The 12,656-nt window shown below is 58.8% G+C and carries 14 protein-coding genes; 5 read left to right on the forward strand and 9 right to left on the reverse strand.

All coding sequences use genetic code 11. From position 1 onward, the window contains the following. Positions 1 to 140: 140 nt before the first annotated feature. Genes EKM85_RS08735 through EKM85_RS08745 form a run of 3 tightly spaced genes read right to left on the reverse strand, consistent with a single transcriptional unit; the run spans position 141 to position 2,269 of the window. The gene (locus EKM85_RS08735) at positions 141 to 719 is read right to left on the reverse strand and encodes a uracil-DNA glycosylase family protein (protein ID WP_125586008.1); all 579 of its coding nucleotides are present in this window, start codon (positions 717 to 719) and stop codon (positions 141 to 143) included. Further along, the gene (locus EKM85_RS08740; protein ID WP_125586010.1) at positions 703 to 1,326 is read right to left on the reverse strand and encodes a class I SAM-dependent methyltransferase; all 624 of its coding nucleotides are present in this window, start codon (positions 1,324 to 1,326) and stop codon (positions 703 to 705) included. Before EKM85_RS08740 ends, EKM85_RS08735 begins: the two co-directional genes overlap by 17 nt. A gap of 13 nt (positions 1,327 to 1,339) precedes the next feature. Then, entirely contained in the window at positions 1,340 to 2,269 is a 930-nt protein-coding gene (locus EKM85_RS08745) for an L-lactate dehydrogenase (protein WP_125586012.1), read from the reverse strand. A gap of 301 nt (positions 2,270 to 2,570) precedes the next feature. Here EKM85_RS08745 and EKM85_RS08750 point away from each other — a divergent pair, with 301 nt between their 5' ends. The 5 genes from EKM85_RS08750 to EKM85_RS08770 all read left to right on the forward strand — a co-directional run bounded on the left by EKM85_RS08750 (position 2,571) and on the right by EKM85_RS08770 (position 6,971). Further along, complete coding sequence (locus EKM85_RS08750; RefSeq protein ID WP_125586014.1) at positions 2,571 to 3,266, forward strand: ATP-binding cassette domain-containing protein; 696 nt, start codon at positions 2,571 to 2,573, stop codon at positions 3,264 to 3,266. Next, positions 3,259 to 4,449 (forward strand): ABC transporter permease subunit, encoded by a 1,191-nt coding sequence (locus tag EKM85_RS08755; RefSeq protein ID WP_125586016.1) that lies wholly within the window; start codon positions 3,259 to 3,261, stop codon positions 4,447 to 4,449. Before EKM85_RS08750 ends, EKM85_RS08755 begins: the two co-directional genes overlap by 8 nt. 18 nt (positions 4,450 to 4,467) lie before the next feature. Next, positions 4,468 to 5,691: a hypothetical protein gene (locus EKM85_RS08760; protein ID WP_125586018.1), complete on the forward strand. Its 1,224-nt coding sequence runs from the start codon at positions 4,468 to 4,470 to the stop codon at positions 5,689 to 5,691. 239 nt (positions 5,692 to 5,930) lie between these two features. After that, positions 5,931 to 6,119: a hypothetical protein gene (locus EKM85_RS08765; RefSeq protein WP_125586020.1), complete on the forward strand. Its 189-nt coding sequence runs from the start codon at positions 5,931 to 5,933 to the stop codon at positions 6,117 to 6,119. A gap of 168 nt (positions 6,120 to 6,287) precedes the next feature. Next, entirely contained in the window at positions 6,288 to 6,971 is a 684-nt protein-coding gene (locus tag EKM85_RS08770) for a type 1 glutamine amidotransferase domain-containing protein (protein ID WP_125586022.1), read from the forward strand. A gap of 153 nt (positions 6,972 to 7,124) precedes the next feature. On the opposite strand, the gene EKM85_RS08775 is transcribed toward EKM85_RS08770, so the two are convergent. From EKM85_RS08775 to EKM85_RS08800, 6 genes are all read right to left on the reverse strand, one after another. Further along, positions 7,125 to 8,195: a DUF1343 domain-containing protein gene (locus EKM85_RS08775; protein ID WP_125586024.1), complete on the reverse strand. Its 1,071-nt coding sequence runs from the start codon at positions 8,193 to 8,195 to the stop codon at positions 7,125 to 7,127. Positions 8,196 to 8,559: 364 nt separating this feature from the next. Continuing rightward, positions 8,560 to 9,198 (reverse strand): nitroreductase family protein, encoded by a 639-nt coding sequence (locus tag EKM85_RS08780; RefSeq protein WP_225418969.1) that lies wholly within the window; start codon positions 9,196 to 9,198, stop codon positions 8,560 to 8,562. Between the two features lie 135 nt (positions 9,199 to 9,333). After that, the gene (locus tag EKM85_RS08785) at positions 9,334 to 9,651 is read right to left on the reverse strand and encodes a PTS lactose/cellobiose transporter subunit IIA (protein ID WP_125586026.1); all 318 of its coding nucleotides are present in this window, start codon (positions 9,649 to 9,651) and stop codon (positions 9,334 to 9,336) included. Between the two features lie 138 nt (positions 9,652 to 9,789). After that, positions 9,790 to 11,103, reverse strand: coding sequence for a PTS sugar transporter subunit IIC (locus EKM85_RS08790; protein ID WP_125586028.1), 1,314 nt, complete (start codon positions 11,101 to 11,103; stop codon positions 9,790 to 9,792). Positions 11,104 to 11,124: 21 nt separating this feature from the next. Next, positions 11,125 to 11,649, reverse strand: coding sequence for a GrdB-related putative oxidoreductase (locus EKM85_RS08795; RefSeq protein WP_125586030.1), 525 nt, complete (start codon positions 11,647 to 11,649; stop codon positions 11,125 to 11,127). 46 nt (positions 11,650 to 11,695) lie between these two features. Beyond that, the gene (locus EKM85_RS08800) at positions 11,696 to 12,649 is read right to left on the reverse strand and encodes a N(4)-(beta-N-acetylglucosaminyl)-L-asparaginase (RefSeq protein WP_125586032.1); all 954 of its coding nucleotides are present in this window, start codon (positions 12,647 to 12,649) and stop codon (positions 11,696 to 11,698) included. Positions 12,650 to 12,656 lie beyond the last annotated feature (7 nt).

Here is a 12,656-nt window from a genome sequence, read left to right on the forward strand (position 1 = left end):
TGATTCCATTTTACAAGGACTCAGGCTATGAGTCTTTCTATTTAGCTAATTTGTTGCACTTGCATTGTAAATCCGTCATACAAAAATGGCCCACACTAGGCGGGTCATCGGGCTAAGTACGCGAACTCTGCGCACCTTGCTTAAATCAATTCCCTTACCCGCCTCCGCAAGTCCGGCACGACGCTGGCCTCAAACCACGGGTTGCGCTTCATCCAGCCGTAGTTCAAAGGTGACGGGTGGACCAGGGGGAAGTATTTCGGCAGGTAATCCTGGTAGTGCTGCACCGTGGCCGTCAGCGTCTTCTGGCGGCGTTTGCCCAGGTAGTAGCGCTGCGCGTACTGGCCAATCAACAACGCCAGCTCGGCGTGCGGCATCAGCTGGAGCAGCGGCGCATGCCATTTCTCGGCAAAGCCCTTGCGCGGCGGCAGGTCACCCGACTTACCCTTGCCGGGGTAGTAGAAGTCCAGCGGCAGGATGCCGATGCGGCCCGACTCGTAGAACTCCTCGCGCGTCACGCCCATCCAGTCGCGCAGGCGATCGCCGCTGGGGTCGTTCCAGAAGCTTGCGGTTTCCTGCGCCTTGCGACTGGGCGCCTGGCTGATGATGAGCAGCCGGGCCTGCGGGTCGATTTTGTACAGCGGCTTGACCCCGGCTGCGGTGAAGTCCGCGTTTTGCGGGTCAGCCATGATGGCGTTAAAAATCTCAGTGGCGGTTTGCATGCTGATGGCGCTTGGCCTCCTTGCGCGCGAGCTTCTTGGACAGCCCGTGCTGATTGGGTTTGGCGACGCTGCGGTGAGGGCGCTTCTCCGCGTAAAAAACGAAGTAGCCGTCTTGCTCGGTCACCTGGACGAAGCCGAACGTACTTCTGATCTTGTTCTCGTACCAGGTCCGGCGCTTAGTCACCATGTACAGCTTACCACCGGTCTGCAAATGCTGGTGGGCGCCTTCGATGAAGCCCTTGGCCACCTTGAAGTCCGTGTGGTACGGCGGATTGGACAGCACCGCCGCGAAGGTCTGGCCGTTCAGCTGACCCCAGCCGTCGCTGACCAGCGTCCGGACGGCCACACCGTTGGCCGCCGCATTCGCCTGCGTCAGCCGCACCGCATCGGGGTCGACGTCAACGGCCGTCAACTGGGCCGCCGGGTGGGTTTTGGCCAGAAAAGTGGCGACGAACCCGAAGCCGCAGCCCAAGTCGAGGAAGGCACCCTCGGCCGGCAGGTGGGCCGCTTCGAGCATCGCCGCCGTGCCGCGGTCCAGGCCATGAGGCGAGAACACCGCGGCGTCTGTTTCAAACGTTAATGTGACATCGTGAAAAGTGAGTTGCATGAAATTCCTTCCGTTATATGACAGTCGCGAGGTTATCTTTCAACACCTGCGCCGAGTTGGTCAGCTTGGCAAGGTCTTCGGTGTTGAGGTCGAGTTGCAGGATACGGTCAAGGCCGTGGCCGCCGAGGATCACCGGCACCCCGATCGACACGTCGCGCAGGCCGTACTCGCCTTGCAGGTGGACGGACATCGCAAACGCCGCGTGGTCATCGTTGATGATGGCGGCGGTGAGGCGCGTCAAGCTGGCGGCAATGCCGTAGAAGGTCGCACCCTTCTTTTCAATGATCGAGTAGGCCGCCTTCTTAACGCGGTCGCTGAGCGCCGCAAAGTCGCCGGCCTGCTGCGCCTGGGGCACGAACTCGGTCAGCGGCTGGCCGCCGATCGTCGCGAACTCCCACACCGGAAATTCCGAGTCGCCGTGCTCGCCCATGATGTAAGCGTGGACCGTGCGCACATCGATGTTGTAGCGGCGGCCGATCTCAGAGCGCAGGCGCGCCGAATCCAGCGCGGTACCGGAGCCCAGCACGCGGTTGCGCGGCAGGCCGGTCAGGCGCAGGACCAGCTCGGTCAGCACGTCGACCGGGTTAGAGGCGACCAGAATAATGCCGTCAAAATGGTTGGCCATGATGTTCTTGGTGATGTCGGTGATGATGGCCGCGTTTTTCGCTAACAGCTGCAGGCGCGTTTCGCCGGGCTTTTGCGCCACGCCCGCCGTGATGACGACCAGGTCGGCGTACTCCACGTCGGCATAACTGGCGGCGTAGATGCTCTTTTGGGCCACGTACGGGAGCGCGTCGGACAGGTCCTCAACGTCGCCCTGCACGCGGGTCATGTTCACGTCGATGATCCCGAGGCTCCCGCCGACCCCACTGGTCAACAAGTTGAACGCATAACTCGAACCGATTGCCCCGTCACCGATCAAGACAATATTTGCTGATTTCATCCAGGATCCCTCCTTATTGACTAGCCGACACTGCAGCCGCCGGTGAGGTGCTAGCCCCAGCGGCAACTTGTTCAATCCGTTTTCAGTATACAGGCCGCCGCGGGGAAAAGAAAACATTTGGCGTCGCGGGGGCACGTGCGAAGTCACACCAGTAAGCGCTAAAACATGCATTCAAGTAAGTAGCGGGGCGTAATCTCCTGACTAAAATTGGATGCACAGCTCCCGCGTTAAATCTTAGCCAGGCACTTGTTCTCCCCCCCCGTAAAAATTATAATTAGATTAAAATAAGGGGGTGATTAAAATGTTAGCGGTTGCTGGATTAAGTTTCTCATTTAAAGACAAACCCATTTTGCGTGATGTCAACTTTACCCTTGAGGATGGGCAAATTGTTGGCCTCGTGGCACCAAACGGAACAGGCAAGACGACCCTGCTCAAGCTGCTCTGCGGTCTCTTGCCTGCGCCGGCCGCGACCATCACGCTGAACGGGCTTTCGCTGCGCACCCAGCGCAGCGCCTTTCTCAAGCAATTATTTTTTCTGGAAAGTTCGGCCCATCTGTACGCTGATCTGACGGTCCGCGATCACTTGCTGTACGTGAAGCGGATGTGGCGCTCAAGGGTGGACGTTCAGGCGACGATCAAGCAGTTGCAAATGGAAAGCTACTACACCAAGCGCATTAAGAATCTTTCCTTGGGCATGAAGCAACACGCCTTGCTGGCCATGTACATGATCAGCGACGCGCAGACCATGCTGATCGATGAGCCGCTGAACGGCCTGGATCCGACCAGCATTCAGCAGTTCGAGCACATCTTCGGGGGACTGCGCGCCGCCGGCAAAACGCTCTTGGTTTCTTCCCACCAAATGGACAGCGTGGGGCGGGTCTGCGATCAGGTCTTCTTCATGAAGGACCAAGCGCTCCGCGAGGTGGCAAACACCGGCCAGGACATGATGGCCCTGTACACCCAGATCTTCATGACGGAGGCGGCCGCCAATGTTTGACCAAATTGCGTTCGACCTGAAGAAAAACGTCAGGAGCAGCACCAACGTGGTATTGTTCGTCGCCTTCCTCATTCTGCTGCTTGGATCGTTCTTCTCCGCGCTGGGCACTACCGATCTGTCTCGCATGCAGCTAACGCAAGCCTACAGCAGCGCCAATGTGGCCATCGACGGCCAGATCAAGGCGCTGAGCAAGCTCAAGCACCCCTCGGCAGCCCAAAAGGCCACCTTAGCCCGCAAGCAGGACCAGGTCCACTTGGTGCGGAACATCGTGATGGGCAATGCCGGACTTGTCAGCCCAGTGCCCACGGGATCGATCAATGATTTGAATAAGCCCCTGCTCGCTTACGCCAAGTATAATCTGCGCGAGACTGAGGCCGGTCACGCGGCCGATTTGACCCTGATCCGCGATCCTGGCGTCCCGCTAGACCCATCGCTGATCGGACGCAAGAAGGAAGTCAGGTTCTACCAATATCTGGTCGCCCACCACATCGCCGAGCTGCCCGCCACCAAGGCCAACGCCCCGGCGGCGGCCTATCTGCCGTTCCAATTCCTTTATCACCTGTCGCCGCTGATCATCTTGGGCCTATTCGTCATTGAATTGGGGCAGCTTTTCACCACTGAAAAACACGACGGCACCATCGACTTCATGAACAACCTCCCCACTGGCAAGCTCAAGCTGCTGGTTGCGCGCATGATCACCTTCCTTGCGCTGGCGCTGCCCAACTTTGCCTTGGTCTGTCTGGTCACTTACCTCACCGCTGGCTTGACCTTCGGGTGGGGTTCTTGGCGCTATCCGCTGGTGTATTCCGGGGACGGCCGCACCGCTCAAATCATGACCCTCGGCCACTTTTTTGCCTTGCTTTGCCTCATGCTGGTGGCGGCTGTCCTGTTTCTCATGATGCTGAGTGCGCTGCTGAGCCTGCTGTCCGGCAATATTGGCATCAACGTGATCGGCGGCTTGGCGGTCCTAGTCCTCGCCACTAAGGAAGTATTGAGCAGCGGCATTTTCTCCCCGCTGGCCAAGTTCCTGCCCGTCGGCTATTTCGACTTCACCAAGGTGATCCTGCACCAGACCGGTTGGCCGATCTTTTCCATCGGCGCGGGCATCGGCATCATTCTGGGGTGGGCGTTAGCGCTGTTTGGCGGCTGCGTCGTCATTGTGCGCCGGCGGCAGCGGCTGTAGCCGGGAAAGGAGGACACCATGAAAGCACAATTGATCCTGGAGTGGAAGAAACAGCCCTGGCTGCTGCACCTGTTCTGGTTTATCGTCCTGCTGGCCGTCATTGGCTCAGCCATGGTGCGCGCAGAAACGGTGCGAACACGCGGTGTGAGTTACACTGGCGCCACGGCCGACACGATTTACGCCAAGCCCACCACGGCTTCGGAGCGCCACTACCAGACCATTCTTTATCAACACGGCGTCGCCAATAACGTGGCCTACGATAAGCAGTTGAAACGGCCTACGAGCCCAGCGACGCGCACGGCCAAGAAAATCCTTCGGCAGTTTCAGCAGCGTGATTATCTCAGTTTTAATCGCAGCATTTTGGCCATTATTCAGGACGACCCCGAGCAAGCCATCAACGATTCAATCGCCGATCCGCCGTTCGACTCCCCTGACCAAGCCGTCACCCAGCTCACCTACATGGTCAAGCACCAATGCAACCGGATGCTGCAGCTGGATGCCATGACCGCCGTCATCAACAACGCGGCCAGCGCGTTCGGGATCAACGGCTTCAAGTCCAATCAGAACGTCACGACGCTGAACACCCTCATCTTGGCCATGGCGATGACGCTCTTCTGCTTCGTCTTCTACAAGGACCGCCGCGAGGAAACCGATACGTTCATGCAGCTGGCCCCGCTCACTCGGTTTCGCCAGGCGCTGATCCGCGGCGGCATCACCCTGGGGCTCATCAATGCCTCCCTGCTGGCAGCATCCGGCATTGGCGTCATCATCTTGACCCTGATTCCCGGCCACGAGTTTGGCACCCTGTTGTTTCCCACCGCCTACACGCTATTCGGCAAGCCGGTCATTCTGCCCCTATGGCAGGCGTTCCTGCAGCTGTGGCTCCTTTACAATCTGTGGTTTCTGATCATCGCCGGCCTGGCGCTCTGCCTGAGCCTGGTCAGTCGCAACCAGTTAGTCGGCATCTTCGTGATTGCCGGGGTCATGTTCGCCGACAAGCTCAAGCTGCTGATGCTGGTGCCGCTCAACGTTCAGCGTCTGCTGCCGAACGGCTACCTGAACGCCACCGACGTCATCAGACACCCCCGAGACTTCCAGCTGATTCCTTTTACCCATTCGCTAACGGTCCTGCTCGTTTGGGCCGCCGTCTTGATCATCGCGGCCTGGACCTTGATGCGCCTTCAAACCAGCGGCGTTGCCGGACGCTTCAGGCGAGAGGCGCCTGGCGCACATAGTCACTGATCGGGTGCACCCATCAGAATATCAAAAGCGGCAAATAATTCCGTCGGGCAGCTGCCCGCGTCGGGAATTACTTGCCGCTTTTTTAATATCAGGTTGGGGTAAAGTACGCGGTGACACCTCATCCCCTCTTGATTCGTCACTGCAAGAATTTGTCTGGTTGAAGCAATCCTTCTTTAGAAGCATAATGTGGTATATCAATTACGTAAACGCTTTATAGAATATTTTTCGGAGGACAAATCATGAATAAAGAGCTATTTAGTAAAATAATTCTAATTGCATTGATTGTGGGCGCAATAACATCATTATTTGCTTTGATTTCCGAAGTTCAAGCGTGGAATGCAGAATTGAGATTTACTGTACTTCCGCTTGCGGCGGGAATTACGGCCTGGATAACTGCCAAGCTAGTTCTCAGTCAGCATAAGAAATAAGCTTGAGAAGTGAGCCTTACCACGAATGACTCCCCTGCCTGTCCGCTACTCCCAGATTGCGGTACAATTAAAGCGCATACATTGGGGCACACGTCTCACCAGCCGCTGACCACTCACTATGACCAGCCCCAGCCGGCACAACGCTGCCTTTTTAAAGGAGGAGTTCGGTTGAAAAAAATCCTCGTTGTTTTGACCAACACGACCCAGTTTACGAAGAAGCCCGAAGCCACCGGCCTGTGGCTTGGCGAGGCGACTGAGTTTGTGGACCTCGTTTCATCGCACTACCAGCTCGATTACGTCAGTCCCAAGGGCGGCTACGTCCCGCTTGATCCGCGCGGTATGAAGTACGCGGACCAGGCCGCCCTTGAACGCTACCAGGACCCCGACTTCCAGCGCCGGGCGCTGACTGCAAGCCTCGCGCCCGGCGAGATCAACCCCACCGACTACGCCGCGATCTACTACACCGGCGGCCACGGCGTGATGTTCGATTTTCCCGAGAACGCGGCGCTGCAAACCATTGCGCAACAGATCTACGCAAGCGGCGGCTACGTCACATCGGTCTGCCACGGTATCGCGGGGCTGCTCAACCTGCGGGATGACCAGGGCCACTACCTGATCGCCGGCCGCCACCTCACCGGCTTCACAACGCAGGAGGAGATTTTGTCGCAAAAGCGCGGCCTCGTGCCATTTCTGAACGAGAAGGAAGCCGCAGCGCGCGGCGCCTTATTCGAGAAAAAGCTGCCGTTCCGCCCGTTTGCGGTGAAAGATGGCCGGCTGATCACGGGCCAGAACCCGTGGAGTCCCAAGTCGGTGGCCACAACGCTGATCAAGGCGCTGGCCGGGACGAACTAAAAGGATTAGGGCAAAAAACCATAGTCGCGTGCCATCCACACTGCCCAGACAGACAAGCGCCCCTCCACCGCGATTTGAAGTACGAGAATCGTGATGCAGGGACGCTTGCGTTTTGGGCTAAAACCGCTTTATGGCTCAGCCACTTTCCACATCTTATTGATAAAGCCGGGCCGCCTGCGTTTTCTCCGCAAACTGGGCACCCGCTTTTTTATTGGCCGCCTTCAGGGTCGTCAGGTCCTGGCTGAATAAATCCACCACGCCGGTGAGCGCCGCCAGCCGCTTGGCGTCAACGACGAGCTCTCCTTTGTGTAAGGCGTGCAGCGCAAACAGGACGTCCAGGCCCACGTTCAACAGCTGCGGCTGCCACAGGTGCTGCAGGTGAATCTGAATGCCCTCGCAAACCTGGCCCTGGTTTTGGCCTGCTAGCGGCGTGAAACGGGTCGGGCGGTAGTGCACCTGACCGCTCTGCCCCGCCAGCGTTTGGCTCAGCATCGCGACCAGTTTTTCACCGTTCAGCCACGGGGCACCGACCAGCTGAAACGGCTGCGCGGTGCCCCAACCCACGGAAACGTTGGCTGCAGTCAGCAGGGCCACACCCGGATAGAGCGCCACGCTGGTTAGGCTCGCCAGCCCCGGCGCCGGGGCGATCCAGGGCAGCTCATTTTCCAGCACGGTGCCGGTCGCATCCCAGCCAGTCACTGGCACCACGCGCAGGTCGCACTCGATCGCCGGGTTCGCCCACCGGGCCAGCTCGCCCGGCGTCAGGCTGTACAGCGCCGGCAGCCCCGCCGTCCCCGGCGCAGCAGCCAGGGCTTCAGGCAGCGGGGTGCCTTCGGGATCAAGCCGGCCCAGCGGCAGCACACGGTCGAGCACCACAAACGGGACGTCCGCCTCAGCCGCCGCCCGCATGCCGGCCAGTTCCAGCGCCAGGCTGGTGTCGTAGCGCACGCCGGTCGCGGCCATGTCGTAGACGAGCACATCAAGGCCTGCCAGGGCCGCTGGCGCGAGCGTTGGTCCGGCCAGTCGCACGACCGGCGCGGTGTCCGTCTTAACGAGCGCCGCATCCGGGGTCAGGATGCGCACCACCCTGCCCAGTCCCGCCAGCACCTGGGCGTCAGGCGTGAAGTCCTTGGCCACCCCAGTTTGGTTGGTCACCAGCCCAATGCGCTGACCTCGCAGCGTCTTTTCCGCCATCTGAATGTTATCGATCCCGTTATTGGCCATGAGTGCCTCCTGCTTTTGCTTAGTTATACTATAACCCACCGGCAAGCGGTGCGGCTGCCATGTAGGCTCGTCAATGACCAGCGCACAAGCTAGCACGCCGGTTAAAAAATGCCTCGGTAATGGGCCGAGGCATTTAACTGGACTACGAGTTCGCAGCTAAGTGCGCGAACCTTGCGCACCTTCTCCTAACTGGGCTACGAGTTCGCAACGCCCGAGCATCTAGCTACGCTCCAGGCCTCGCCGCCAAAGACCAGCGGCAATGCCTGGAGCTATGATCAGCCTGTAGCCATTTATGGCGTACAGGCTGACATGCGTAGCGGCTAGCTGTCGGGCTAAGTGCGCGAACTCTTCGCACCTTTTTGAATTAATCCCGGAAGTCAATCAGCTGGTCGACGTCGTAGCGGGGGCTGGCGATCGGCTTTTCCGCCGGCTTGCCGATGGAGATGCCCATCACTGGCACGTAGCGCGCGGGATCCAGGCCCACCGCGGGGATGATCTTCTTGAAGTCAACCCCGGACCACGGGTTGGCCTCGTAGCCATGCGCCCGGGCGACCAGCAGCAGCTGCATCCCCACCATCGCACCGTCCAGCGTGGCGTCCAGGGTCAGAAAGTTGCGGTCGGCGTGCTCGTACAGCGGCAGGAAGGTGTTAAAGATCGATTCCAGCTTCTCCTTGCTAATGTCCCCGGCCTCGTACACCTTGTTCCACAGGTCACGGTAGACCTTGTGCGACTGGGTGTCACCGGCGATGTAGATGATCGTGCTGGCCGTGTCGACCTGCGGGTAGTTGAACTTCATTACCGCTTCCTTGAGCTCGGCCTTGGCCTTGGGTGTGTCGATCACGACGAAATGCCAGGACTGTAGGTTGCACGCAGACGGCGCCGTGGTCGCCTCCTTGATCATGGCCTTGACCTCCGCCCGGTCGATCTTGACCCCGGGTTCAAACTGCCGAATCGAGTGGCGGTTCGTCATGACATCGGTAAAATCATTATTCACAATAGCCATCTTGAACACTCCTTTGCGCTGCTGAAACTATATTCGTTTGTTTTTGTGGTTACGCTTCCATCCTAGTGCTCACACTTGCTCGCGTCAATGAGCACGAAAAAAGCGGCACGCGGCCGCTTCAATTCTCAGGTGAGATTACTTATTATTCTTGAGCGCGATGGTTTTGATGATGCGCTCGCCCAGTTCGATTTCCGTGTTCGCGGCCATGAACTGATCCTGCGCGTGAATGAGCAGGATTGACTTTTGGATCATCTTCCCGTTCATTTCCTGCGTCATCAGCGACGTCTGAATGTTGTGCGCGCCGTTAAGCTGTTCCTTAGCGTCCGCGATCTTCTTTACCGCGCCGTCGTTATCGCCAGCCAGCGCCGCGTCGATCGCCTCAAGTGCGGTCGACTTAGCATTGCCGGCGGATAAAATGATTTGCATTGCTGTTTGTGCGACATCTTCGTCCAAAATACTGTGCCTTCTTCATCTAATTTGATTTTGTAACCATTTTCAGTATGTTGTTGAAAACGTCTTCTGTCAAGGGAAACCGGCGAAGCAACGCCCTAACTGCAGCGCCGCGCCCGGCCGAGTGACGGTTAATGCGCTTTAAACTTGACTGAAATCGATATCAAGTTCCTTCTTCATCGCCGCAGCTTCCTCGCCCAGGTACTGTTTATCGAGCATCTTGACGAACGGATAGTAAATCAGAATGCCCAAGATCAGCTCGAACAGCTGCAGCACCGACGCGGTCCAGGACCCGGTCGCCAGCCATCCGGAGATGATCGGCGGCGTGGTCCACGGCAGCAGCACCCCGTTGGTTCGCGGTACCCAGCCCAGGGTCATGACGATCCCCGAGATCAGGGTGTTGAGCACCGGCACCGTGATGAACGGGATCGCAATGATCGGGTTCAACACGACGGGCAGGCCGAAGATGATCGGTTCGTTAATGCCGAAGATCCCGGGCAAAATAGCCAGCTTGCCCAGCTCGCGGATCCGCTTGGACTTGCAGACGGCGAACATCACGATCAGCAAGGACAAGGTCGAGCCGCCACCGCCGTACGTGGTGAAGATATCAATAAATGGCTGCGTGTAGATGTGCGGCAGCGGCAGGTGGTTCTGGAAGGCCTTCAGGTTGTCCTGGGTGAGGACAAAGAAGATGGGCGACCACACCGAGTTGGTGATGGTCGGGCCGTTGATCCCGAAGCACCAGAGCAAAGACGCCAGGAAATTGTACAGGACCACTGACGGCAGGGAATTGCCGACGTGCTTCAGCGGCGCTTGCAGCATGGTGTAGATGAAGTTATAGGCCGTCTCAAATGAGGTCAGGGAAAACAGCACCCGCACCAGGAAGAACGTCAGGATGACGAAGGCCGAGGGAATCAGGGCGTCGAAGGATTGCGACACGGCCGGCGGCACGCCGTCGGGCATCTTGATGGTCCAGTGGCGCCGCACGACGAACCGGTAGATTTCCACCGAAAAGATTGCGATAAAGATCCCCAGGAAAATCCCGTTCGGCCCCACGTACATGGTTTGGACCGCAGACACCGCGGTCTTCCCCACGTTGAAACTGGTCGGCGTCAGGATCAGAAAGCTGACCAGGGCCACAATGGCCGCGTGGATGGCTTCCAGCCCGCGGTTTTTCCCGTAGGCGTAGCCAATCCCGATGGTCGACAGGATGCCGGTGAAGCTGAACACCGAGTTGGAAACGGAACTGAACCACTCCATCCAGTGCGGCCCGAGCACCCCGGTCCAAAACTTCTCCCAGCCGGGAATGGGAAAGTTGCCGATCAGCAGGAAAATCGAGGTGACGATGATCAGCGGCGTGATGATCAGAAAACCATCACGCAGCGATCTCAGCACCACGTTATTGCCGAGCTTGGTGGCTACCGGCATCAAGACCGACTCAAATTTCTTTTGCATAGAACTCCCCTCCTTTGAGCGTTAGTAACAGTAGTTGGCTTTAAACTCGCTGATGTCTTTGCCGGCCGCAAGCAGCGCGGCCCCTTCCGCCAAGTGATCAACCGCGTCAGACAGCCCGGTGCCGCCCTTCTTCGGGGCTTTGACGATCGTCAGTTGGTCCTTGTACTGCGCGATCAGGTCGGCGTTTTTCTCCTCGGCGATTGCGGCAATCGCCGGGATCGTGGTCTGCGTCTGAAACGCGGCCGCCAGCTCGCACGCCATTTGGGCAAATTCCGGGTAGTCATAGGTCGGGCCAATCAGCACCACGTCCGCGCCCATCTGCTCGGCCATCTTGGTGAACTTGCGCTGCACCAACTCACGGTTATCGGTGTAATACGCCGTGCCGCAGTAAAACGTGCCCAGCAGCTTGCCGGCGTTTTTGGCCAGAGCCTTCTCGGTCGTGTCAGCTGACCCCATGGCCACGCGCTGGCCGCCCAGCGGCGTGTCGGCGCGCTCCTTGCCGCCCAGACCGGCCTGCATTTGATCCAAAATGATAATTGCTTTCATTACCGTTGTCCCCCCTTCACCTGGTTAACTAAGTGCTAACTTAAGTTTACTCAATTGGTGCATGGATCCGCTTCTCGTACGCATCGAGCCACTCTTGAGTGACCGGTTCGATAACAGTCGTGTGATCCGGCCCCGGGTTGGCCATCAGGATGCGGGCGGGCGCATCCGCGGTCGCGACGCTGAAGGTGAACTCAACGTTAGTGGCCGTGCCCCACTCGCCTTGGTTGTTCATCGCGACCAGGGAAAATTCGCCGGCCTTGCCGTAGCGCTTCTTTAGCTTTTCGATGAACGGGTAAACCGCGTGGTCGCAGGCAGCCTGCGGGGTTTCGCCTTCGCCCATGCGCCGCACGATCTCGTAGGACAATACGCCCTTCATGATGTCCTCGCCCAGGCCGGTCGCCGCCGCGCCGCCGATGGTCGAATCCACGTAGTAGCCGGACCCGGACAGCGGTGAATCACCGACGCGGCCGGCCTTTTTCATGAACAGGCCGGACGTCGAGGTGCCGCACGCCATGGCGCCGCTGGCGGCCAGGGCGATCGCGCCGACGGTGTCGTGGCCGTCGTACGGCTTGGCCGTGGCCTGCAGCTCCTTGAGCCGCTTTTGCCAGCGGGCCTTGGCGCGGTCCGTCAGCATGTTGGTCATCTCAAAACCATTTTTCATCGCAAACTTGGTCGCGCCTTCGCCGACGCGAAAGCTGTTGTAGTGCTGATGGCTCAGCGCGCGCGCCACGGAAACGGCGTGCTTGACGTTCTGAATGCCGCCAACCGCGCCCTGCGCCAGGGTGTCGCCGTCCATGAAGGCCGCGTCCATTTCAACGACGCCTTCTTCGTTCGGCAGCCCGCCGTAGCCGACGGACTTGTAAAACGGGAACGCCTCGACCTCATTGATCAAGGTCTCGACCGCATCCCCGGCGCTGCCGTTTGCTGCAAGCAACTTGCTGGCCTTCACGACGCCTTCGTGCGCCATGCGCCAGGTCGCAATGGTGCCCCATTGACTCATAACCATT

It is taken from the genome of Lacticaseibacillus jixianensis (genome assembly GCF_003946485.1).
In the GTDB taxonomy this organism is placed as follows: Bacteria; Bacillota; Bacilli; order Lactobacillales; family Lactobacillaceae; genus Lacticaseibacillus; species Lacticaseibacillus jixianensis.